Origin of the sequence: Metabacillus sp. 22489, from assembly GCF_052044855.1 — a bacterium.
Classification (GTDB): Bacteria; Bacillota; Bacilli; order Bacillales; family Bacillaceae; genus Metabacillus; species Metabacillus niabensis.
The window spans coordinates 88,258-109,384 of the sequence record NZ_JBQENT010000007.1 but is presented as its reverse complement, the minus strand read 5'-3'; the positions used below and the strand labels follow the sequence as shown (position 1 = coordinate 109,384).

Here is a 21,127-nt window from a genome sequence, read left to right as displayed (position 1 = left end):
AACTAAATCTCTATTTTTTTGTAAAATCAGCTATTAAATGTAGTGAAAAATTAATTTCCAATAGGGAAAAAATGTTAAAATTTTGATAAGAATTTGTAAAATGGCTTTATTTTCCTAGGAAAGAAGTTATAATATATTCGTGTTCTTCACCTATGATTCGACTTCACCCTTACTCGCTTTTACCTCGCAAGTTCCGCAACATCTTAGTTTTCGACGTAAAATCTACATTGAAAACGGAGGTGATGATCAAAAATTCCAGTAGATGATAAGGTTTACAAGCTTCGATTCAGAAAAAATAATTAAATGAAAAGGGAGAGTTCAGTGTGATGGTGATGGTAGCAAACGAACATCCTAGATTATTTGATTATGACTACTCATGTATTTTATCCAGGCCATTTAACGTAGTACTAACATTAAAATAGGAGCTTTCAAATGTTAAAATTGTTCGCAAAGGTAGACAAAAATCCTTAAGCACGACAGCTTTGGTGAGGTGTGTGCTTAAGGACTGTTTGGAGTTGAAAAGATTCCAACTACATTTGGTATTATATCCAACTCCACATAAAAATGAAAGAATGAATTTTTTTGAGGGGAGCTATAAAAGTTATGGATGACCAATTATTACCGATCGTTGAGGATCCTTATATTATTCATGAAAATACAATGCTTATTACTCCATTTTACACAGAGCAAGCTTATCTTCATAGCCATGTGATGGAGGTATATCAAGAAATACAGGTTAAAGAGAATCCGAGAAAGATTGTCATGAATAGTTTAGAGTATTTTGGTGCTGATTTACCAGGGAGAAATCAATCGGCAGGCGGAATTTTGCGCAATCAAAGGCTGCTCCCGGTATTAATTAGTGAAAGATCAAAAATGTGTATGATTCCAACCTGTTCACCGACAAAGTCAGAAAATTGCTGGATTTCCTATCGGCATGTTCGAAGTATCGATCCGAAGGGGAATCGTTCAATTGTCACGCTAGAAAACCACAAGCGAGTCGAGCTTAACATTACCCGTGATACGCTAGAAAGACGAATAGAGAAGGCTGCACGATTAGTTGATACATATGAAATTCGTTATCAAAAGATCACCGACTTGTATCGCAGTCAAATCATTGCTGAAAGCCAAACGATTTATAAAATTCCTAGATTTGAAAATTAATGAAATTGAAATGAGAAGGAACGATTCGGACCCTTTTGTATGGTGAAAAGGATTGTTCCTTCTCCTTTAACCCTATGCTTTTACAACAATATTGGCAGAAATCCAGCCTTCTTTTCCATCAGCGGTTTTCACCTTTAGCCAAGTGATTCCACGATTATCAGTTTCTTCTTCCTCTAAGTATGTTACTGTTTCACCTAGTTTTAAGCTATCAACAATATTTCCGTCTAGGGAAGGGGTTTCCCGGATATTGCCGCCTTCTTCATATTGCTCCTTTAGTGTGTATTCTACGCCTTCAACCTGCTTTAAAGTCGTTCCTACCTTTCCTTGCAAATCACTCAAATCAAAGCCTAAAGCTTTTTTTACCTTTTCCTCTGATGCCCATTTTTCAAATTGGTACCACGATTTTGAATAGGTCGTCGTTGGGTTGTTGATAATGGCCATAGGTAAAATGATAGCTAATAAAAGGGCGGTAATCCGGAACGTTTTTCTTAGCGTGTATTTATTTCTTGTCCGTTTTTTGAACAGTTGCTCAGTTTTCATAAATCCCTTTAATAGGAAGGCAATGCTATCCTCCATCACGTCAACCCATGCTGGAATGACATAGTTGCCTTCTTCGCGTCGTTTCATTAGCTTGCGATGTGCAAGCTTCATGAAAGCCAATGAGACGAGTTCAGTTATTTTTTGTAGCAAAATACTGCCCCATTTAATTAGACGGGGGAGTAGGCGTATAATAATTGGTCTTAGGCATACAACCACGATATATGTGATGATGGCGATTCGTAGCCAAACAGGCAGTAATGACAGTGGGACCCAAAGCCAAAATAGTTGATTGATAATGGTTTCCACAGTTCACCTACTCTCCTTTTGTTGAATGATAAAGACGTTTCAAATCATCTAGAGGATCTGCCTCATAGCTGACATCTGATAGACGCTTGCTCTCAGGTATAGGGTCATGTGGGAAGTATGCTCTTATTTTCGCAATTTGCTCCTTCGCTTCAAACTCACTAACGGAAGGGTCAAGCAGCAATTTTCTGACTTGGTCCTGCACTTCGAGACGGAAGCCTTCCTCATTTTGTAAGCGAGCTTTCACGATATCACGAGCATCCTGATTTTCCTCAGCAATAAGTAAGGCAGTCAGCAAGTCGCCCTTTTCGATTGCATCCTGTATTTCCTTAGCAAGTGAGCGAGCCTTTATTAATCTCTTTTCCCGTCGGTGAACCTCAAGCTCATGCTCCTGGTCAATCTCTCTAAATTTCTTGTCATGCTCCTGATCATTTGTACTTTGCTTCACAAGAACATTTATATCAGTAATCGCAACACCGACTTGTTTTAACCCTGCAACCATTGATGAATGCTCGTGAAGATCCTCGATATGACGCTTCACTCGTTTTGACTCAGAAATTGGGTAATCGATCGTAATTTCCTCAAGCCAGTATGGAAGCTTCTTTTTAATATAGGTGACGATTTCTCCAGCATTTTGTTGGATTAATGAAATTGGGTCAACAACCTTATAATCAATCGATAAGTCAATTAAAAATTGGCGACCGCGATCCTGAGAAGGGACCTCTTTTTCAAAATGAAAATTTAACGTCGACATATTGACGATGTACATCTTCGTATATTTTCCTGCCCGTAAATCACTGCGTGAAATGCGGTCACCATTTTTCACGACTAAAAAATTATTATTTTCATTTGTATAAACAAAGGCTTGTGTCATTGATGATGCTGGTGGCTTCTCAAAAAAACTAAATTTGACTGGTTGTACATCAATTAAATTCATCTTGTCGTCCTCCTCTTTGTTCCATCAGTTCTATCGGTTCTGAAGTCATATGTAGCTTCAGCAAATGATTTATTCGGTTATTGGCATATATATGCTCGTAATTATGAGAGCAAAAAGAATTAAAATTCATCTTATTCATGTTAAGCTGCTTTAAAAAATTCGGAAGTCTCAAGAAATAGTTAGCTAAATTTAACCCAGCAATTGTTGACCCCATCAATAAAAGAATGGAACTCCTTGCAAACTGTTAAACTAGTCCTCTTCAAAAATAATATATTCGTTAAGTCGATGATATAACTACTTTTTGGCTGAAAAGGCATCTTAAAAAAATTGATAAGTGAAATTGTCGGGTAACCCTGCACTTCCTCCTCCAACATTTAAAAAGGACGTGTCCATCGTTTTTAATAACTTATTCACTTGAATCACAGGATAGAAGAGTCATAACGGATTTTCTTGTAAACGTAAAAAGCTTACTGATTCGCCTTGGCGATTTTCAGGTTGATTCGACTCCCAGACTAGTTGCTCGTTCTACAATTTCCTTTCTTGTTCGACATATCCTAATTCTATTATACAAAATAAGGGTCTTTATTCACAGGGGAAGACGAGCGGAGGAGGAGGGATGGCGGAAAAAGAGTAGTTTAGGAGGTAAAGAAGGAAATTATATAAAGGAAAAAGAAATACAACAGAGAGGTGATTCTGTGAAATGTTTAGGGTGTGAGTTAGCTAATAAGATGAAACCTGTGAATGTCGTTTATGAGGACGATTTTATTTGCTGCATTTTAGACCATGACCCATTTAATGAAGGACATGTTATGATCCTTCCAAAAGAGCATTTTGAAGATGTTGATGAACTGGATGAAGAAACGGCGAATGCTATCATGCTGATATCAAGGCTGCTTTCTAAAGCTATTAAGACACTATATAGACCTGATGGGATAACTATATGCCAAAATGGGGGAATATTTAGTGAATTATCTCATTATCATATGCATGTTGTACCAAGATATAAGCATCAGTCGTTTGCTGATTTCTATTTAGAAACCCCTTTAAATAATGAAGGCTTAAAGAGTAAATTGTTGGAGACAAGAAATAAATTAGTAGAAGTAATCAAAAGAATTCTTCAATAAGGTATACATGAAAACCTAGCTTTTATGGCTAGGCCTTTTGTGTATTTTAGCATTACCTTACTCCATAGAAATTAATTTTCTTGCTTCAGCTATAATAGTTTGAATTAATGATTCAACGGTTTGATTTTTCGCCAATCTTGGGCTTTGACCAGACCATAGTGACGTAAAATCTTGCTTGTTTTGGAGAATAGAAGCTTTGCGAATATCTTGAGTAAGTGTATTTTGAATAGGGAAGTCTGGTAAAAATTTTTCGTGTTTCTTCATTTCGATAATAAATTTATTATTAATACCTCTGGCCCATTTACCTGAAAATGAACGAGTTAAAACCGTTTCGTCTTCTTTAGCATGAAGGATTGCTTCTTTATGAACCTTATGTGCACCACTTTCAATACAGGTCAAAAAAGCCGTCCCCATTTGTACACCCATTGCGCCTAAACATTTCGAGGCTATTAACCCTCTTCCATCCATAATTCCTCCTGCAGCAACAACAGGAATGCTAACATTGTCAACAACCTGGGGAATTAAGGACATTAACCCAATCGAGCTTTCTTGTGAACGGTTAATAAAGTTCCCGCGATGTCCACCAGCTTCACTACCTTGAACAACAACAATATCCATTCCTGCTTTTTCGTTTTCAACTGCCTCTGTAACAGTTGTAGCAGTTCCGATCAGAATTATGTTTGATTTTTTTAATTCAGTCATCCATTCTCTAGAAGGAATGCCAAATGTAAATGAACAAATAGGAACCTTTTCTTCAATGACAACTTTTATTTGTTGAATAAATTCCTCAAAAACACTCTCGAAATTTGGTGGTTCAACGTTATCTTTTTGGGGTAAATGTAATTGCCGACGAATAGGGTCTAAGAGTTGATTGGAAGATTTTATTTCATTCTCTGTCACTCTAAATTCGTTAGGGACAAATAGATTAATCCCAAACGGATTTGAAGTTAGCTTCTTTATTTCCCTAATTTGTTCTCGTATTTGAACAGGAGTCATATACCCTGCGCCAATCATCCCTAGCCCCCCAGAATTTGAAACCTCAGCGACTAATGATGAGGTTGTTATCCCGCCAGCCATAGGAGCTTGTATAATAGGGTATTTAATGTTTAAAAGCTCTGTCATTTCATTATTAAACATTATTTCTCACCTCGTCTGTCATTTGATTTTCCTTTAGATTTCTCTCAAGATGATAAGGATTCCTAGAAAGATGGACCCCATCAACTGTCCAATCGTATAAATAGAGTTTAGAAAGGCAATGTTCAACTGCAATTAGAGATTCATTTTCGAAGTTGAAATTCTTCCAAAAAATAATCTATTTAAAGCATATCTCTTTTTTGGTATATTGAATAATACATAATAATGAGATTTGCTATCAGGTATTTTGATATCTGAAAAGTGGTGGAGGAATTTTATGGATTTGCACTCGTTGAAAATTTTCCAGACTGTCGCAAGGCTAGGGAGTATATCGAAAGCAGCAAGAGAGCTTCAATATGCACAGTCTAATATTACAATGAAAATTCAGCAGCTGGAATCGGATCTTCAAACAACGCTTTTCTATAGGCATAATCGTGGTACTGTATTAACAACTAAAGGAAGACTGTTGCTTTCGTATACGGAAAAAATATTTGATCTTATAGAAGAAACGAAACATGTGATGATGGATGAGCAAACGCCAAAAGGTTCTTTAATGATTGGTTCAATGGAAACAACCGCAGCAGTTCGCCTGCCAGTCCTATTTTCAAAGTATCATAGACACTTTCCAGAGGTAGATTTAACGTTAAAAACAGGCTCTACTGAACAAAGTATTCAAGGTATTCTTCAGTATGAACTTGATGGTGCCTTTGTGTCTGGACCTATTCATCACCCTGATCTCATAGAGAAAGAAGTATTCGAGGAGGAACTCGTTATCATTACAGATAACGTCCATCCATCAATAGCTTCAATCAAAGATATTCAAACAAGAACATTGCTTGTTTTTCATAAAGGATGTGCTTATCGGGAAAGGTTTGAACAATGGCTACACATAGAAAAAATGATACCCTATAAGATAATGGAGTTTGGCACGATAGATGGAATTATCGGTTGTGTAGCTGCAGGTCTCGGTATTAGCATGCTTCCTTCCAGTGTAGTCGAAAATCATGTACAAGCAGGAACTGTTAAACAGCATTCATTGCCGAATTCCTACGGGAAAGTCAAAACGATGTTTATTTATCGAAAGGAAAACTATTTACCAATAGCTTTGTTAAAATTTATTGAGATGTTAAGTGAATAGGTAATTCTTTCGGAGATGATGAAAGAATAGAACAGCATTAATAAAGGGAAGAGTGAAAGTAATGAGAATTGGTTTTTTTGATTCTGGTATCGGTGGAATAACTGTACTTCATCAAGCATTGAAGTACCTACCGAATGAAGACTATATCTTTTATGCAGACACCTTACATGTTCCATATGGAGAAAAGCCAAAGGAAGAGGTAAGGGATTATATTTTTCGTGCGGCCGACTTTATGGCAAATCAAGGTGTGAAGGCATTGGTGATTGCTTGTAATACTGCTACAAGTATCGCGGTTGATGATCTTCGAAAAAAGTATGATTTCCCTATTTTAGGGATTGAACCGGCGGTAAAGCCTGCTGTTCAAAGCTGTAAAGGAAAGCGAAAAAAAGTATTAGTATTGGCGACTAGCTTGACACTCAAAGAGGAAAAATTCCATAATCTCGTAAAAAGTATAGACCATCATGATATTGTTGAAAGCTTGCCACTCCCTGGTCTAGTCGAATTTGCCGAGAGCTTTGAATTTAGAGAAGAGGTCGTCGTACCATATTTAAGAGAAAAGGTAGGTGCGTTGAATTTAGAGCAGTATGGAACGATTGTTCTTGGCTGTACACATTTCCCATATTTTGAAAATAGCGTAAGGGAAATCTTTCCTGAAAAGGTGGACATTATTTCAGGAAGTGTAGGTACCGCAAAAAATCTAAAGCGAATTCTCGAAGCAAGGAATCAAATGAACGATGGAACAGGGGATATTGTCTATTTTCAATCTGGTTCTAAAGTTGTTGATAAAGAAACCTTGGTGAGCTATAAAAAGCTAATGGGAAGGTTAGATGAGCTGGAACTATAGTCACTTAAATTAAGTCATTTCTGCTTCATGCTAAAGGTAGTGGGGAAATTCAGGATAAGAAAAGGACATACCCTATTAGTCTAATAACATAGGATATGTCCTTATTTATCTTTCCCTTTTTAAAAATTCGTACTCTTACAACCTAGTGTGCTTCCGCCTATTTTTATTTGTATGAGTAGATGATTGAATTGTTCAGTCGGAATTGGTTTTGAAAAGAGATAGCCTTGTCCATAGCTGCAGTTGAAGCTTGAAAGAACCTGTGCTTGATGCTCATGCTCAATTCCTTCAGCAACGATATTTAAGTTGAAATTTAATCCTAAATCAATAATTGTTTTTACCATCGACTGATTTTTTGGATCTGAAATATTGTCAATAAATGATTTATCAATTTTTAGCGTATCAATTGGAAGCTCCTTTAAAACATGCAAGGACGAATAGCCTGTTCCAAAGTCATCAATCGATAGCTTTACTCCAAGCTTTCTTAGCCCGGATAAAATCAGTAGCGATTCATTCATGTTTTGCATGATGCTTTCTGTTATTTCCAGTTCTAAGTACTGTGGATCAAGTCCAGATTCAGTAATGACCCTTTTAACCGTTAATAAAAAATCACTGTCTTGAAATTGGCGGACAGAGACGTTGACGGAAACAGAAAGATAGGGGAGCCCGCTATTCTGCCACAGTTTATTTTGCTTGCAGGCTGTCATAAGCACCCATTCGCCAATGCTAATAATTTGTCTAGATTCCTCAGCAATCGGAATAAACTCACTTGGTGCAATGACCCCTAATGTAGGGTGTTGCCAACGTAATAATGCCTCCATACCAACTAATTTTCTCGTTTTCAAATCAATTTTAGGCTGATAATAGAGCTGCAGCTGATTTTTTCCAATGGCGTTACGCAGCTCAGTTTCAAGCAGCATTTTTCGATTCATCGTTTCATTTAGCTGAGAGCAATAAAATTGGTAGTTATTTTTTCCTTTTTCCTTAGCTAAATACATGGCGGCATCAGCATTTTTAAGTAAAGAGACAGGGTTTGCTGCGTTTTCTGGATACATGCTGATGCCAATACTCGGTGTTATCGTTATGTCATAGTCAGCAATTTTAAATGGCCTAGAAAATTCAGCTAGAATCTGTTTAGCTGTTGTGATACTATCGTCTTTTGTCGTATTGACTACTAGAAAGATGAATTCATCGCCACCCATTCGGTAAATGCGTGCACTTTCCTTTGCGATTGATTTTAGTCTTTTCGCCACTTCTTCTAATAGGCTATCGCCAATATAATGTCCAAACGAATCATTGATATTTTTAAATCGATCTAAATCGAATAAAAGCAATGCAATTGGGTTCGGGCTTGAATCCACTTTTTCTTGAAGCTGGGTAAAATCCTCTGTTAATTTTGCGCGATTGTATAAGCCTGTAAGAGGATCGTGGTATGCTAAATGATGATATTCAGCAATTAATAAATAATTTTTTCTTACTAAAAGAATTTGCCTGCCAATAATTAAAAACAAGGTTAGGCAAAGACCGATCGTAAGGGAATTAAAATACCAGTTTGTGCTTTCTAAATAAAGGACGAGTAAAATCATGACGCTTAAGTAAGGGAAGATATAGCCATTATTTTTTGTTAACGTATCTGTAAACCATTCTCGCTCATTTGCCTTTTCCTTCGTGTACAAGCCTCCAAGTCCAATGATTAAGATGGCAATCGTTAACAATGGATCAGTCATATTCCCTGGCAAAAAATCATTTTTTAGATTTTGGAAAATATAGATGACATCCGCGATAACTAGAATAATAGAGCCGCCCATAATAAAAAGGGAAGACCTTTTATCTTGGATAGCGGGAAACAGATAGAATAAGTAAGTGATTGTAAATGATATGCTCCAAATGATGACTGGAAAGCATAACGAAATAATCGTTGAGAAAAGCGAGAAATTTCTATAAGGCAAAATAGGATTTACGATGTAATGAATACTAACCGTCATGACAACTGTCATAAAGATGATGAGATTAAAGAAAAAAGGACGATTTGGATTTGTTTTGATTTGTCTAATTTTATATGCTAACCCGGTAAGAAATAGAAAATAAGCGGATAATAAAATGATAGCGATTTCTATATTGTGTGTCCGGTTAGTTAAAAGAAAACATAATAAGGTGAAATGAAATAGCGTAAAAAATAAAATCCCAATACTAAATAGGAGCCAAAAATAGCGATTTTTATCTGCCATCGTTTGATAAGCTTTAAACGTCCAAGAAAAGCTTACAAGGCCTGCGACAATGGGAAGAAAGGATGCGATAAAGGCTCTCATCCAGAGATTGTCGTGAAATAAAATGAGACTAGCGTAGTATACTGCAATAAGAATGAAAAAGAATAAGTAGGCTGAACGCTTTGATTTTAACATCGTAGTACCTCACAGTTAGTCACTAAAAGTAAATTGTGTAAATAAAAAAGGCTATTTCCCATTGGTAATAACCTTTTTCGCTATTCCTTTGGTAACTCAGCCACCATAGTTTCCTTTAGGTCTGTAGCTTTGCGTCTTCACCTTTCGATGAGTTTGCCTTTTTAGTAGAATAATTCTATTTTTTCTTACATTCTATCATAAAATGCCTCATCACATCATTCTTTTTTCCTAGATTATATGTGAAATTGTCGTAATTTGTCGACAAACAAATATAATAAAAACGAGCATCCTTCATTGGGGACTGTCCCCAAGAGGTTGCTCGCTTTGCTTTAGTAGCTTTTCCATGCTTTTTCGTATTTTTCGATAATCGTTGGACGGGTTAGTGTGTTTGTTTCGATTGGTACTTTTCGCCCCTTTTCATCGACGATATCTTTGTCAATATCCTTGCCGAACGTTGTAAGACCATCGAGGACATCATTCGTTAAAAATTCCGTTTCGACGGTTATTTTTGCATCTTTTAGGTTGACGGGCTCTCGTTTCGCAAGAACAAATCCCCAATCTCCAAAGCTTGGGACATCTACGTGAAGGTTGGCTGTTTGTAGGTCAGCAGCCTGAACGGTTTGGTTAATCGACCAATAAACCTCTGTTGCAAACGTTGGGCTCGTTGCCTGGATCATCATTGAGCCGCCTGGTGTTAAATGATTTCGCAGCAGCTGATAAAACTCAAGTGTATACAGCTTGTTCAATGATTCATTATTCGGGTCAGGCAAATCAACGAGAATGACGTCGTAAAATTGCTTGTCCCTTTTTAAATATTGAAACGCGTCCTCGTTAACAACATTGACACGTTCATCCTCATACGAATGTTTATTTAATGTGACGATATCACGATTCGTTTTACCGAGCTCAACGACCTTTGGATCAAGGTCTACGAGTGTCATCGATTTAACCTCATCATATTTTTGCAGCTCGCGTAAGGCTAAGCCGTCACCGCCGCCAAGAATAAGAATGTTTTCTCTTTTCTCCGCTGTTGCCATTGTAGGATGAACAAGTGTCTCATGATAGCGATGCTCATCAGTTGAGCTAAATTGCAGCTGACCATCAAGGAAAAGCCGCAAATCACCTTGTTCCTTCGTTAAAATGATTTGCTGGTAGGCGGTTTGCTCTGTATAAATTATCGGGTCTCGGTAAAGCTTTTGTTCAAACGTAAACGCTGTTTCCTCACCGAAAAATATCCCGACGATGAGCAGAAGGAAGATTGCAATCCCAGCTGTAAAATGGCGTTTGAACGTTTTTATTTCCTTTTTAAAATAGAGAAGGATCCAGAGTGCCACGATGACATTAATTAATGCTACGATAAACGCTGTTTTCACTAGGCCAAACTCTGGTCGAAACAAGTAGACGAAGAGGATACCACCAATTAATCCACCTGCGTAGTCTGAAAAAAGCACTCGTGCAGTACTTTTTTGAACGGTGACACCAATTTCATTTGCTTTACGAATTAAAATCGGTAATTCAACACCTGTTAATCCTCCAACAACTAATGTAATCGTATAAAGGAATAATGAATCCATTCCTTCGCTTAAAAACGCGGATACCCCGAAGAGGAGGAAGGTTGAAAATCCGGCTAGAATTCCAATGAGATATTCAATCCAAACAAATGATAAAATTAAATTTTTTGTTACTCTTTCACTTATTGACGCACCGATTCCCATTCCTGTTAGAAAAAGAGAAATGGTGAGGGTGTATTGCTTTACACCATCACCAAGTAAATAAGAACCAGCTGCGCCGAATAGAACCTCGAAGATAATCCCGCAAACGGAAACGATCCCTGAAGCCCAATAAATCGCTTTGCTTTGTTTATTCTTTTTCTCACTCACTATAAAAGTCGTCTCCTTATGTTACGTAATCGATGCACCGATGACAAATCCAAGGCCGATCGATACACACATGCTGATAATGCCGACTGAAATGTTTCCCTTTTGCAATTGTTCTTCAACAGAGAATTTTCTTGTGAAAAGCTCAAATAGAAGATAAGCAACCATTTGCAATAAAATTCCGTATGCGCCCCAAATCAGTGTATCTAACACATTCGCACTATGGTAAATCGAGAAGGATAGAATAATACAGATACCGACGATTTTCCCGCCAATCGAAAGAGAGACAGCGTGGTTTCCGTTTAGTACCTCATCCCAGTCTTTATATTTCTTTGTAAGGAATTCGAAAATAACTAATCCAATAAGTACAATAATAATGGCGATTACGAAGTAGACAGCCGTTAAAATAAATGGTTCCATCTGATTCATCCTTTCTCATATTCATTTTTTTGTGAAAGCTATAATGACAAATTTTGTTGCTTTCGGTTGAGTTCCTGAGGTTCCCTCTTGACTCTTTTTGCTCCTAGTGAAAATTTATTTTCCAGCACCAGGTCCGCCACCACGAACGGTTGACGTACTTCCTCTTACAGAAGTGGAACCGCTTGTTGAACTTTTATATGTACCGCCTGATGCTCCATATCCTTCATAGCAGTCATCATTTGTTGCAGAGCATTTTCTTTCCCTTTTGTTTGCCCAATTATCGTCCCTAAGAATATCATCTAAAATCCATAATGCAAATAATCCATTGAAATAATTAGGATGATAATTGTTCCGGACAAAGTCATAGGAGGATATTTCGACCATTGTGTCATCCTGATTTTCTTCAGAAAGAGTTAGACTAATAAAAACATCCTGGTAAATAAGGACTTGCTTATTATTGACCTTTTCGCTTATTTCACGTGGTTTTTCATGATCCTGTAGTTCTTTTGACACTTCATCGATTGATTTGTTTTCTGCGAGGTAGATTTCTGAGATGTCATTTGATCCTGACTGACCTGTGACAACGTCTTGAAGGATATAATTCGTATCGATATATTCGGCTATTTCATCTTTGAAAATCGTTCCGCTCGTTGATCCTTCAATATTTCCACAAGCGGCTAAAAGGAGTGAAAAAGATAGCATAACAAAAAGAAGTGGTTTTTTCATTGACTCACCCTCTTTCATTTTGGAATATGAATTTGTTTTCATGATAAAGGGGCTGTTTTTAGTAAGGATGAGCCCTCACGTTGAAACAGTCCCTTCATACGTATTTGTTTGATTCACTTGTAGTGTGTACGTAATAGGTTGTTACTCTTTTCCTAATTTACGTTTTAACGCAGCAAGCTCGTCATCAACATCATTTTTTTCTAATGATTCGAATTCATCATCAAGGCTTTTGTTTGAAGAGCGTAAGTCTTCACTTGTTTCTGCTTCTGCTTCAAATTGGAGAACCTTTTCTTCCATTCGTTCGAAGCCTCGTTTTGATTCGTCAGAACCAATACCAGAAAGGGTACGGTTCATTTTTGTTTTTGCCTTCGCAGATTCCGCACGAGCTTTTAAGGAATCCTTTTTTAGCTTCATTTGATAATATTCAGCCTTCATTTCATCAAGCTTTTTACGCACAGCTTCAGAATCAAGCTTCGCACGTTCGTATGATTCCTTTAATGTTTCCGCTGTTTGTGTGTGAAGCTTTTTATCCTCTAGCGCGCGGCGAGCTAAATCATCGTTTCCAGCTTCAACTGCTTTAAGCGCTTGTTCTTCACGCTTTTCAACCATTTTTTGTGCTTCTTCATATTTCTTTTGCAGCATTTTTTCATTGGCAATTTGCTTAGCAACAGCTGCTTCTGCCTCGCGAATATCTGATTCCATATCGCGCATAAATTGGTCTAGCATTTTTACTGGATCTTCTGCTTTGTCTAATAATGCATTAAGCTCTGAGTCAACAACTGTTTTTACACGTTTAAAAAATTTGAACATTGTTTATTCCTCCTATTTGCTTGCAATAAATTTTAATTCATATTCTTCAATATCATAACCAGCACTTACTTCAATTTCGCTTCCCCATTTTTCAACAGAGAGGTACTTTTCTTCTTCTTCATCACAATAATCATAGTACTCACAAATCATACCATTAATATTCTGATTTCTTCCTATGCCAGTTACGCGTGCTTTCCCTGATTCATCAAGGTAATAAGTAATTCCCTCATGACGAATTTTTTTCGGGATCGGTTCATCCAGCTTTAATTTTACCTTTTCATAAATACCAAGGTAAAGCTCATCGTCCATCTCAACGCTTAACCAAATCGTTTTTGCGACACCTTCAAGCTGGTATGCATACCATTTGAAGCCATGGTCATCATAACTAATCTTTCCAACAACCTTATAATCCTCTAAATCATATGTCACAATATCATTTGGCTGAAGGTTAAATACATTCCGTTCCTCGACGGACCTAGGAGCATCGTCCTTCTTTCCAAACAACCTGCTAAAAAAACTCATGCACCCACCTCAACTTCATATCCTTAAACATACTATAATCATCTCACAACACCTAATACGAATTAAATAGGAGAAAGTTTCGCATTTTCCAGATAATTTTAATAGATTTTTGGGGACAGTCCCCGTTGGGTAGGTAATTAGTCCCTTTTGGTGGGAGAGAGGATGGGAGGGGGGACAGTCCCCGAAAAGGATGTTTTACAAGGGAATTGAGCTAATGTCATTAAAGTGGGGGACTGTCCCCAATCTTGATAGAATAAGGTTTGTGGCACATTAATAGGGGGATTTCGTTGATTTGGGGACAGTCCCCCAAACGGTGTTACTTGTGTTAAAACTTTGGGGACTGCACTGTTTTGGGGACAGTCCCCAAATTGCTACTCACACTGCCTTTTTGTTGATGTAGATAAGACCGCTGGCGAAGAAGAGGATAAATCCGCCGATTATTGCATAGACGAGTGATTCGAATGACATGAAAAATCCGCCCCATGGTCCTTCGCCACCTTTTGGAATCATTGTGAGGAATGGTTGGACCCATGGATAGAAGGGTGCATATGTTTCTGAGTTTGCTACTAAAATATTCGGTACTGTAAACACCACGTTAAATGCTAAAGGTGCGGCGAAGCTAGACCATGCCATCGATATGAGTAACATAATCGCAGCAAGGGGAAGGGTGGCAATCCATCCGCCAACAAAGCTCCTTACCATGACATCATAAGGAATCGGGTCTTCAAATCCTTTAATAAACCCTATCGCAAGCCATTCTACTAAAACAAGACCTTGGTTAATCGCAATAAGCATAATCGTAAGAAAGAATTTCGATAGATACACATTCGTTCTTTTCACAGGAAGACTTAATAATTGCTTCCATCCGCCATTCTTGTGCTCATATCGGCATAAGAAGCTTGTAAACACACCAATAATGAGAGGGAGGAACAAGATGGTATGGATGGGTGTCATAATAACCAGTGGGATCACCCATTCATTTGGTGCCCCTTCAACCTGCTCGGTCAGAAATCCAGCAACAAATGCGAACGCTGGACTGACAAATAATAAAAGCCATATATAAGTTTTCCGCATTTTTAAAAATTCAGATTGCACTAAATTCCAAAACATTATTTCACATCCCTTTTTTGAAAATCAATCATCCCAAGGAAAAGAATGACGATGCCAACAGCTAGTCCAGCTGCTACATACCAAATAGGTTCCTGATCCCCCATTAATGTTGGCCACTTCCAAATGAACCAATCAGGAATATTGCTTGAAAAGAAAGGAGCAATTGTCCCGAAAATTCCAATCGTTAACGGAATCGCCTGATTGTCAAATGTAATCGAAAGCCAAGTTTGAATCGCTAAAATTGGCAGTCCAGCAATTAATGGATAAAAGCTGCTGATTAAAATATCATCGAGCGGCATTGGGGAAGAGCCAAACCCTAATCCAAGTCCTAAAAAAATCGTTCCAACGAATAAAAGGACACATGATAGAAGGAGCATAAACAAAATAATAAAAAACTTAGATGAATATACGACCCGACGTTTTATCGGTAAGCTTAGAAGATGCTTCCAGGAGCTCTGTTGATGCTCGATTGAAGCAATTTGTGATGCTAAAATCGTAATTCCAAGCAATAGTGCCAGTGATGTAAAGCTATTAAGATTACCGAGTAAATCCCGCCAAACATCCTTGCTTCCACCAACTAAATAGTCATAGCGAACCCCGTAATTCACCATTTGTAGTGAGATTACACCGAACGGACCTAGAAAAACGAGAAACCAAAACCATTTCCGTTTGACCTTTAATAAATCAGCTTGCAGTGCCGCCAACATGCTTCGTTCCTCCTTCATTCGTTAAGTCGAGGAAGATGCTTTCCAACGATTTTCGTTTTTCCTCAATACGATAAATTTCATGACCATGCTGAACTAGGTGTGTAATAATGCTTGCAATTTGTTCATCGGAAATATCCTCACATAGCAAATAATCATTCTCGTTTTCTACAATATGTCCCATTGTCAGTAACTGTGTTTTTGCCTTCATCGTATCCTTTACCTTAATGGCGATTTTTGCTCTCGCTTTATTACGAAGGACTTCAATTGAATCCTGGAAAATCATATTTCCCTTTGAAATAATGCCAACCTTCGTCGCCATCTGGTCAATTTCACTTAACAAATGACTAGAAATTAAGATAGTAATGCCATAATCCTTGGGCATTCTTTTAATCAAATCGCGTATTTCATGGATTCCGGAAGGGTCCAGTCCGTTTGTCGGTTCATCTAAAATGAGTAGCTCTGGATTTGCTAAAATCGCTGATGCAATGCCAAGTCGCTGCTTCATCCCAAGAGAATAGCCTTTCACAGCTCTGTCCGCATCCTTCGTTAACCGAACAATTTTTAACACCTCATCAATTCGGCTTTTTGGTACTTGAAGAATTTTCCGCACAGCCTCTAAGTTTTCTCGAGCTGTTAAATGCCCGTAATAAGAGGGAGACTCAACTAATGAACCAATTTTTTTTAATGCTTTTAAATGATTGCCTTTCACATTTTCACCAAATAGCTCAATGCCACCACTCGATGGCTTCATTAACCCAAGTAGCATCCGAATCGTCGTCGTCTTTCCAGCCCCATTCGGACCAAGAAATCCATAAATTTCTCCTTTTTCAATCGATAAATTCAACCTATCTACAACACGATTTCCTTTAAATGATTTTGTTAAATTCGTTGTTTTTATTAATGTTTCGTTCATTTTTATCACCTCATGTATAGCATAGGTGACGTTGGTTAAATCGAAGGATCGGTTTTGTTTAAATTTTGTTTAAAAAAGGGGGTTGGTGTTTTGGAAAAGTTAAATAAAATGAAAGCCTACTTCAGGAAAGGAGGGAGAATTAATGAATTTATACACTTAAACAAACGTTTGAATAACACTCAAAATCGTAATTTGTGTATATGAGGAAGGAAGTTTCTAGGGTGTATTTGTGAAGCTTTTCGGTGGTTTCCTCGTGCAATGCTCGCTTTCTGTGTGGTTGAACACCTGCTTACTTCTCACCAATCCCACATAAATCTCGAAAATAAAAACCCCTCCATATCATTATGAAAGGGGAGAATAGATAGAAATGGTCGTTCCATCGTTTGATGAATCAATCGTCCATTGAAGGCCCATTTCGTTTATCATGACATTAACAATCGTAAGACCGATTCCTGCACCTTGATGTTCACTTTTTTCCTGAAAGCCTGTGCCATGATCTTTAATAAGCAATTGACCGTCTTTTAAGAAAAAACCGATATATTTGCCATCTGAGGCATGTCGGATTACGTTTTGTAGCAGGTTTTCGATAATTCGCTCCATCCATTGTGGAGCAATTTCCCAACTAATTGCTTCAGTTTGAATGTCGATGTCAATTTCAAAGTCCTTTTCCTCAAAAACTGGGTACCAGCTCGCGGCGATTTTTCTTAAGAAGCGAGTCATCTCCGTTTTTTCTGGATGAAATGGATATTTTTTCGCTGATAGAAGGGTGTACGAAAACAAATTGTCGATTAGTTTGCTGACATAATCAATTTTTTCATCTATCGATGCAAGCGCATTGCTGCCTTTTGCTGTCATGACTTCTTCTTTTAGAAGAGAAAGCTGAGCACGAATCGCTGTTAATGGTGTTCGCAGGTCATGTGATAAATTAGCGATTAAATCTTTTCGTAATGTTTCCTCCTTTTGCTCACGGAGGCGGCTTTGTTCTAGCTCTGTTATCATCTGATTAAAGCTGTCCTCAAGCTGGCCGATTTCATCCATTTTTGAAATGGCGATCGTTTGGGGAATTCCAAACTCACTTTTATTTTGCATCGCATTTGATAAACGAAGCAATCGTTTATGAATTTTTCTAAAGAATAGCCATGATATTAAAATAAATACTAGTAGGAAGAGAACTAGAACGTAAATATAAACGTATCCAAAGCGACTCATATGTTTTTGAAGAAGAGGCTCGACTAAGGAGCGCTTCACTTCAATGACCATGAAGCCGTCTGATAGGTTATTACCAAGGAAGGCGACAACGGTAAATGGATCGGAGTTATAGTGATCCTTCATATATTGAACAGTAAAGGATGCTGTCCACTGCTCAGGTAGGTTTTTTTCATACGAGAATTTGTCTCGGGTTTTCCCGTTTTTGTCGACCCAAAAGATATGGGAATCATCGTACTTATTGTGAAGGGTTGCTAGTTGCTGCTTTATTTGCTCATCACTAGCCCCTTGTAACTTTTTCGCTTCACTGTGCCATTCCTTTTCTAACTTTTCAAAGCCATCATATGCATCTGATTTTTTCTGATCATCTATGGCCATTAGCGGAAGTGTGACAATTGTTGAAATGATTGGCATTGAAAATGGGATTAGCAATACCGCGAAGAAAATGATCAGTAAGTATTTAAATTGTAATGATTTTACTAGCTTCATGCTCTCACCCTGTAGCCGATTCCACGGATCGTTTCAATGATTTCAGGTTGTGATGGGTTGATTTCTAGCTTTTCTCGTAAAAAACGAATATGGACCATGAGCGTTTTATCTCCCTCAATATAAGGCTCCTCCCAAACCCCTTCATAGAGCTGTTCCTTTGTGAGAATTTGATTTAGGTGACGGAGAAAATAGGAGAAAATTTGAAATTGCTTGCCTGTAAGGAGAATTTCTTCACCTGTTAATGAGTTGATAATGAGATTGCTAGAAAGGTCGATTTCTAAATGCTTTATTTTCCTTTTAGACGTTGTTGTCCGGTCAAACCTCCGCAATAAAATCTCCACACGTTTTGCTAGCTCATCGGGGTGAAAGGGCTTCGTTACATAATCCTCAGCAAATTCAAGGCCCTCGAGCTTGTCCTCAATTGAACTGCGTGCTGATAGCATAATAATTGGCATCTCAGGCTTTACCCTCTTAATACGCTTTCCGATGGAAAACCCATCTAAACCAGGCAGCATCACATCTAAAATCACCAAATCAACATCAGCGAAGCTCTCCGGCAAGTTGAGCCCAGACGTCAACCAAACAACCTCATACCCTTTAGCCGTCAACTCATCCTTAACCCACTGACCGATCTCAACCTCATCCTCTATATATAAAAGTCTCATACTAAACGAAACACCCTCCTTCATAGTAAATATCTTACAGGAGAATTGATATGGGGGACAGTCCCCAAAACAAAGATAATCAACAAAATTTAATTGTACAAGTGGAATTTGGGGACTGTCCCCAAAAAATAAAAAAAGCACCTATCCTTATCATTTTGCAATGATTGAAGGGTAGATGCTTCTTATTAAAGCAGTAAAAGGGCATGATTTGGGGACTGACCCCAAATTATGCCCCTTTACCAATAATTAGGTGAAATATGCAAGCGTGGGGACTGTCCCCCTTACTTAAGCCACTTCGCAAATGCTTTAATGGTGCTTGTGAAGTCCTTTATTGCGGTTTTAGATAGGGTTTCATAGAGCGCTGGAAAGTCCTTTTCGATGACCTTTGTCCAAAACTCTTCATTGTTACATTCTGCCCAGCTTGTGAGGGTAGGGTATGATTCTAAAATGATTCTTAAATCAAAGAGACTGCTACGATATTTACGTATTGTCCCTTCAGATTTCCCATCGGTTTTTTCCTTATAAAATTGAACGATATCATCTGAATAGAAGTTGTTCACCGTATCAGGTGTGAAACCAAGCTGTTCCAAGTATTCGATATCCTTTTCGTTCACGACTGGCTGATTTGCTTTGACAACCTCTAATGTTGATGTTCGCGCTTCGCCACCTGTAACAAATGGTGATAATGGAAGACCGAGCTTCCTCCGCATTGAATTGTAATCAGCGGTTATCTCAACTTTGTCAAATTGCTTTTTCACTTGTAAATACATATTATACTCGATTTGTTTTAATAGATTATCGGCATCATCAAATCTTCCAGCCTCAACTAATTCCATAATCGAGAGACCATCAAATTGACGAAGAGGGCGATCGAATACAAAGCGAATATCATTTTGTGCGTATAAGGCAACATACTTTGGTGTATCATTGTCTAATGTCACCATGACATCGCGAATCTCTGCTTGGAACGGTATTGTAAAACGACTAGTTTCTTCCTCTAAGAAGGTCAAAACACCACGGTCAAGTAAATCTTGAATCATCGCTTTAAACTCATTCACATGTTCCAAAGCAAGACTATTATATTTTAATCTATTTTTTTCAATAAATAGCTTTCCATATACTTCAGCTAAAAAGACAGGCTGAGAAAATTCGCTATCTGTGTATTGATACCAGCTACCAGCGAGGCTACCTTGCTTTTTCTCGTCTTCCCAAACATCAATCTCAAAAGATTGTTGCTCTTGAAGGAAGCTAGTTAGCTTGAGTTCATCTTCAACTTGATAGTGAAGAATATATTCTATGATTTCCTGGTCAGGCTGATTTTCTCTTTGCTCGTCAAACATCAATGCCGTTAAAATTTCTGGATAATAATCTAGTAAAATTTGTTGATGATCCTGCTTTTTCTCTTCAACAAGAGCTTGTACCTTCGCCATAGCACGAGCCACCCCATCGGGACCTTCAAGGCTACGAACACCGTTGAAATAATGCAAGTCTTCAAACGGCTCGAGCATTGTGATTGTTCCGAACCATGGAGCAAAATAAGGAACATTTTCTTTCGAGTTTGCTACCTTAAACGTTTCAGATGTGAAGACATCTTCAAAGGTAAGAGTCTCGTCCTGTTTTTCGACACACTGAACAATTTTCGGCGTTAACGTATTCCAAGTATCCGCCATTTTTCTTTCATCCTCTGAAAGTCGTCCACCGGTCTCGAGAATAAACCATTCAATACCGCGAAGTCCGTTTTCAAAGCGATGGAAAAAATAAAGCCAATATTGAAAAAGGCCTTTAACGAGTCTTTCCTCAATTTTATAATTTGTCCGTTTTTTAAATTCTGATTGCAATTGATAATATGAAGTAGGAGGGACCTGCTTCGTTATAAAATCACGCACCTGTAAAACGAGCGCTTGTTTCGCTTGAAAAAATTTCTCTTCCTTTACTTCATGTAGCTGAATGATGCTTTCTTTTTGCAAACAGCATTTTTTATATTTTTTTCCACTTCCACATGGACATGGATCATTTCGTTTTATAGCCAAAAATATCACCTATCTATCTTTACAGTTAAATTTACAGACATATGTGATTTTAGATGATTAAAGAAAACTATT

At 37.8% G+C, this 21,127-nt stretch carries 19 protein-coding genes and 1 riboswitch; of the genes, 4 read left to right on the top strand and 15 right to left on the bottom strand.

Going from position 1 to position 21,127, the window contains the following annotated elements; all coding sequences use genetic code 11:
* Window positions 1-603 precede the first annotated feature (603 nt).
* On the top strand, window positions 604-1,161 hold the full coding sequence (locus ACTJJ9_RS06430) for a competence protein ComK (RefSeq protein WP_145581616.1): 558 nt from the start codon (window positions 604-606) through the stop codon (window positions 1,159-1,161).
* Between the two features lie 72 nt (window positions 1,162-1,233).
* Here ACTJJ9_RS06430 and ACTJJ9_RS06425 read toward each other — a convergent pair whose 3' ends face one another.
* Both ACTJJ9_RS06425 and ACTJJ9_RS06420 read right to left on the bottom strand, forming a co-directional pair.
* Entirely contained in the window at window positions 1,234-2,007 is a 774-nt protein-coding gene (locus tag ACTJJ9_RS06425) for an SH3 domain-containing protein (protein ID WP_145581615.1), read from the bottom strand.
* Between the two features lie 7 nt (window positions 2,008-2,014).
* The gene (locus ACTJJ9_RS06420; RefSeq protein ID WP_145581614.1) at window positions 2,015-2,941 is read right to left on the bottom strand and encodes a hypothetical protein; all 927 of its coding nucleotides are present in this window, start codon (window positions 2,939-2,941) and stop codon (window positions 2,015-2,017) included.
* Between the two features lie 695 nt (window positions 2,942-3,636).
* Here ACTJJ9_RS06420 and ACTJJ9_RS06415 point away from each other — a divergent pair.
* Window positions 3,637-4,065, top strand: a complete 429-nt coding sequence (locus ACTJJ9_RS06415) for an HIT family protein (protein WP_145581613.1) — start codon at window positions 3,637-3,639, stop codon at window positions 4,063-4,065.
* A 57-nt stretch (window positions 4,066-4,122) separates the two neighbouring features.
* Here ACTJJ9_RS06415 and ACTJJ9_RS06410 read toward each other — a convergent pair whose 3' ends face one another.
* A complete protein-coding gene (locus ACTJJ9_RS06410) occupies window positions 4,123-5,202 on the bottom strand; it encodes a nitronate monooxygenase (RefSeq protein ID WP_145581612.1) in 1,080 nt (359 codons plus the stop codon).
* A gap of 274 nt (window positions 5,203-5,476) precedes the next feature.
* Between ACTJJ9_RS06410 and ACTJJ9_RS06405 the strand changes: the two genes are divergently transcribed.
* Together ACTJJ9_RS06405 and murI are read left to right on the top strand one after the other, a co-directional pair.
* Window positions 5,477-6,337 carry a LysR family transcriptional regulator gene (locus tag ACTJJ9_RS06405; RefSeq protein WP_145581611.1) on the top strand — a complete coding sequence of 287 codons (861 nt, stop codon included), beginning with the start codon at window positions 5,477-5,479 and terminating at the stop codon, window positions 6,335-6,337.
* 61 nt (window positions 6,338-6,398) lie between these two features.
* Window positions 6,399-7,181: a glutamate racemase gene (gene murI / locus ACTJJ9_RS06400; protein WP_145581610.1), complete on the top strand. Its 783-nt coding sequence runs from the start codon at window positions 6,399-6,401 to the stop codon at window positions 7,179-7,181.
* Between the two features lie 119 nt (window positions 7,182-7,300).
* On the opposite strand, the gene ACTJJ9_RS06395 is transcribed toward murI, so the two are convergent.
* The 12 genes from ACTJJ9_RS06395 to ACTJJ9_RS06340 all read right to left on the bottom strand — a co-directional run bounded on the left by ACTJJ9_RS06395 (window position 7,301) and on the right by ACTJJ9_RS06340 (window position 21,055).
* The gene (locus ACTJJ9_RS06395; RefSeq protein ID WP_255451850.1) at window positions 7,301-9,580 is read right to left on the bottom strand and encodes an EAL domain-containing protein; all 2,280 of its coding nucleotides are present in this window, start codon (window positions 9,578-9,580) and stop codon (window positions 7,301-7,303) included.
* Between the two features lie 87 nt (window positions 9,581-9,667).
* A riboswitch (cyclic di-GMP riboswitch) is annotated at window positions 9,668-9,748 on the bottom strand.
* Window positions 9,749-9,909: 161 nt separating this feature from the next.
* Window positions 9,910-11,463: a polyamine aminopropyltransferase gene (locus ACTJJ9_RS06390; protein ID WP_145581609.1), complete on the bottom strand. Its 1,554-nt coding sequence runs from the start codon at window positions 11,461-11,463 to the stop codon at window positions 9,910-9,912.
* An 18-nt stretch (window positions 11,464-11,481) separates the two neighbouring features.
* Window positions 11,482-11,877 carry a DUF350 domain-containing protein gene (locus ACTJJ9_RS06385; protein ID WP_095299701.1) on the bottom strand — a complete coding sequence of 132 codons (396 nt, stop codon included), beginning with the start codon at window positions 11,875-11,877 and terminating at the stop codon, window positions 11,482-11,484.
* A 114-nt stretch (window positions 11,878-11,991) separates the two neighbouring features.
* On the bottom strand, window positions 11,992-12,603 hold the full coding sequence (locus ACTJJ9_RS06380; protein WP_186324181.1) for a DUF4247 domain-containing protein: 612 nt from the start codon (window positions 12,601-12,603) through the stop codon (window positions 11,992-11,994).
* 141 nt (window positions 12,604-12,744) lie between these two features.
* Complete coding sequence (locus ACTJJ9_RS06375) at window positions 12,745-13,413, bottom strand: PspA/IM30 family protein (protein WP_095299703.1); 669 nt, start codon at window positions 13,411-13,413, stop codon at window positions 12,745-12,747.
* Window positions 13,414-13,425: 12 nt separating this feature from the next.
* Window positions 13,426-13,935 (bottom strand): DUF4178 domain-containing protein, encoded by a 510-nt coding sequence (locus ACTJJ9_RS06370; RefSeq protein ID WP_095299704.1) that lies wholly within the window; start codon window positions 13,933-13,935, stop codon window positions 13,426-13,428.
* Window positions 13,936-14,310: 375 nt separating this feature from the next.
* Window positions 14,311-15,045: an ABC transporter permease gene (locus tag ACTJJ9_RS06365; RefSeq protein ID WP_145581607.1), complete on the bottom strand. Its 735-nt coding sequence runs from the start codon at window positions 15,043-15,045 to the stop codon at window positions 14,311-14,313.
* Window positions 15,045-15,752, bottom strand: coding sequence for an ABC transporter permease (locus ACTJJ9_RS06360; protein ID WP_145581606.1), 708 nt, complete (start codon window positions 15,750-15,752; stop codon window positions 15,045-15,047). The genes ACTJJ9_RS06365 and ACTJJ9_RS06360 overlap by 1 nt, the downstream gene beginning before the upstream one ends.
* Entirely contained in the window at window positions 15,730-16,665 is a 936-nt protein-coding gene (locus ACTJJ9_RS06355; RefSeq protein ID WP_145581605.1) for an ABC transporter ATP-binding protein, read from the bottom strand. The genes ACTJJ9_RS06360 and ACTJJ9_RS06355 overlap by 23 nt, the downstream gene beginning before the upstream one ends.
* A 342-nt stretch (window positions 16,666-17,007) precedes the next feature.
* Entirely contained in the window at window positions 17,008-18,360 is a 1,353-nt protein-coding gene (locus ACTJJ9_RS06350) for a sensor histidine kinase (RefSeq protein WP_145581604.1), read from the bottom strand.
* Entirely contained in the window at window positions 18,357-19,025 is a 669-nt protein-coding gene (locus ACTJJ9_RS06345; RefSeq protein WP_145581603.1) for a response regulator transcription factor, read from the bottom strand. Before ACTJJ9_RS06345 ends, ACTJJ9_RS06350 begins: the two co-directional genes overlap by 4 nt.
* A 281-nt stretch (window positions 19,026-19,306) precedes the next feature.
* Complete coding sequence (locus ACTJJ9_RS06340; protein WP_186324180.1) at window positions 19,307-21,055, bottom strand: SEC-C domain-containing protein; 1,749 nt, start codon at window positions 21,053-21,055, stop codon at window positions 19,307-19,309.
* Window positions 21,056-21,127: the final 72 nt, after the last annotated feature.

Excerpts from the sequence above, each read along its gene's own strand:
- ACTJJ9_RS06430 (WP_145581616.1), top strand. The coding sequence starts at position 604 with ATGGATGACCAATTATTACCGATCGTTGAGGATCCTTATATTATTCAT.
- ACTJJ9_RS06420 (WP_145581614.1), bottom strand. The coding sequence starts at position 2,941 with ATGAATTTAATTGATGTACAACCAGTCAAATTTAGTTTTTTTGAGAAG.
- ACTJJ9_RS06410 (WP_145581612.1), bottom strand. The coding sequence starts at position 5,202 with ATGTTTAATAATGAAATGACAGAGCTTTTAAACATTAAATACCCTATT.
- ACTJJ9_RS06405 (WP_145581611.1), top strand. The coding sequence starts at position 5,477 with ATGGATTTGCACTCGTTGAAAATTTTCCAGACTGTCGCAAGGCTAGGG.
- murI (WP_145581610.1), top strand. The coding sequence starts at position 6,399 with ATGAGAATTGGTTTTTTTGATTCTGGTATCGGTGGAATAACTGTACTT.
- ACTJJ9_RS06395 (WP_255451850.1), bottom strand. The coding sequence starts at position 9,580 with ATGTTAAAATCAAAGCGTTCAGCCTACTTATTCTTTTTCATTCTTATT.
- ACTJJ9_RS06385 (WP_095299701.1), bottom strand. The coding sequence starts at position 11,877 with ATGGAACCATTTATTTTAACGGCTGTCTACTTCGTAATCGCCATTATT.
- ACTJJ9_RS06380 (WP_186324181.1), bottom strand. The coding sequence starts at position 12,603 with ATGAAAAAACCACTTCTTTTTGTTATGCTATCTTTTTCACTCCTTTTA.
- ACTJJ9_RS06375 (WP_095299703.1), bottom strand. The coding sequence starts at position 13,413 with ATGTTCAAATTTTTTAAACGTGTAAAAACAGTTGTTGACTCAGAGCTT.
- ACTJJ9_RS06370 (WP_095299704.1), bottom strand. The coding sequence starts at position 13,935 with ATGAGTTTTTTTAGCAGGTTGTTTGGAAAGAAGGACGATGCTCCTAGG.
- ACTJJ9_RS06365 (WP_145581607.1), bottom strand. The coding sequence starts at position 15,045 with ATGTTTTGGAATTTAGTGCAATCTGAATTTTTAAAAATGCGGAAAACT.
- ACTJJ9_RS06360 (WP_145581606.1), bottom strand. The coding sequence starts at position 15,752 with ATGTTGGCGGCACTGCAAGCTGATTTATTAAAGGTCAAACGGAAATGG.
- ACTJJ9_RS06355 (WP_145581605.1), bottom strand. The coding sequence starts at position 16,665 with ATGAACGAAACATTAATAAAAACAACGAATTTAACAAAATCATTTAAA.
- ACTJJ9_RS06350 (WP_145581604.1), bottom strand. The coding sequence starts at position 18,360 with ATGAAGCTAGTAAAATCATTACAATTTAAATACTTACTGATCATTTTC.
- ACTJJ9_RS06345 (WP_145581603.1), bottom strand. The coding sequence starts at position 19,025 with ATGAGACTTTTATATATAGAGGATGAGGTTGAGATCGGTCAGTGGGTT.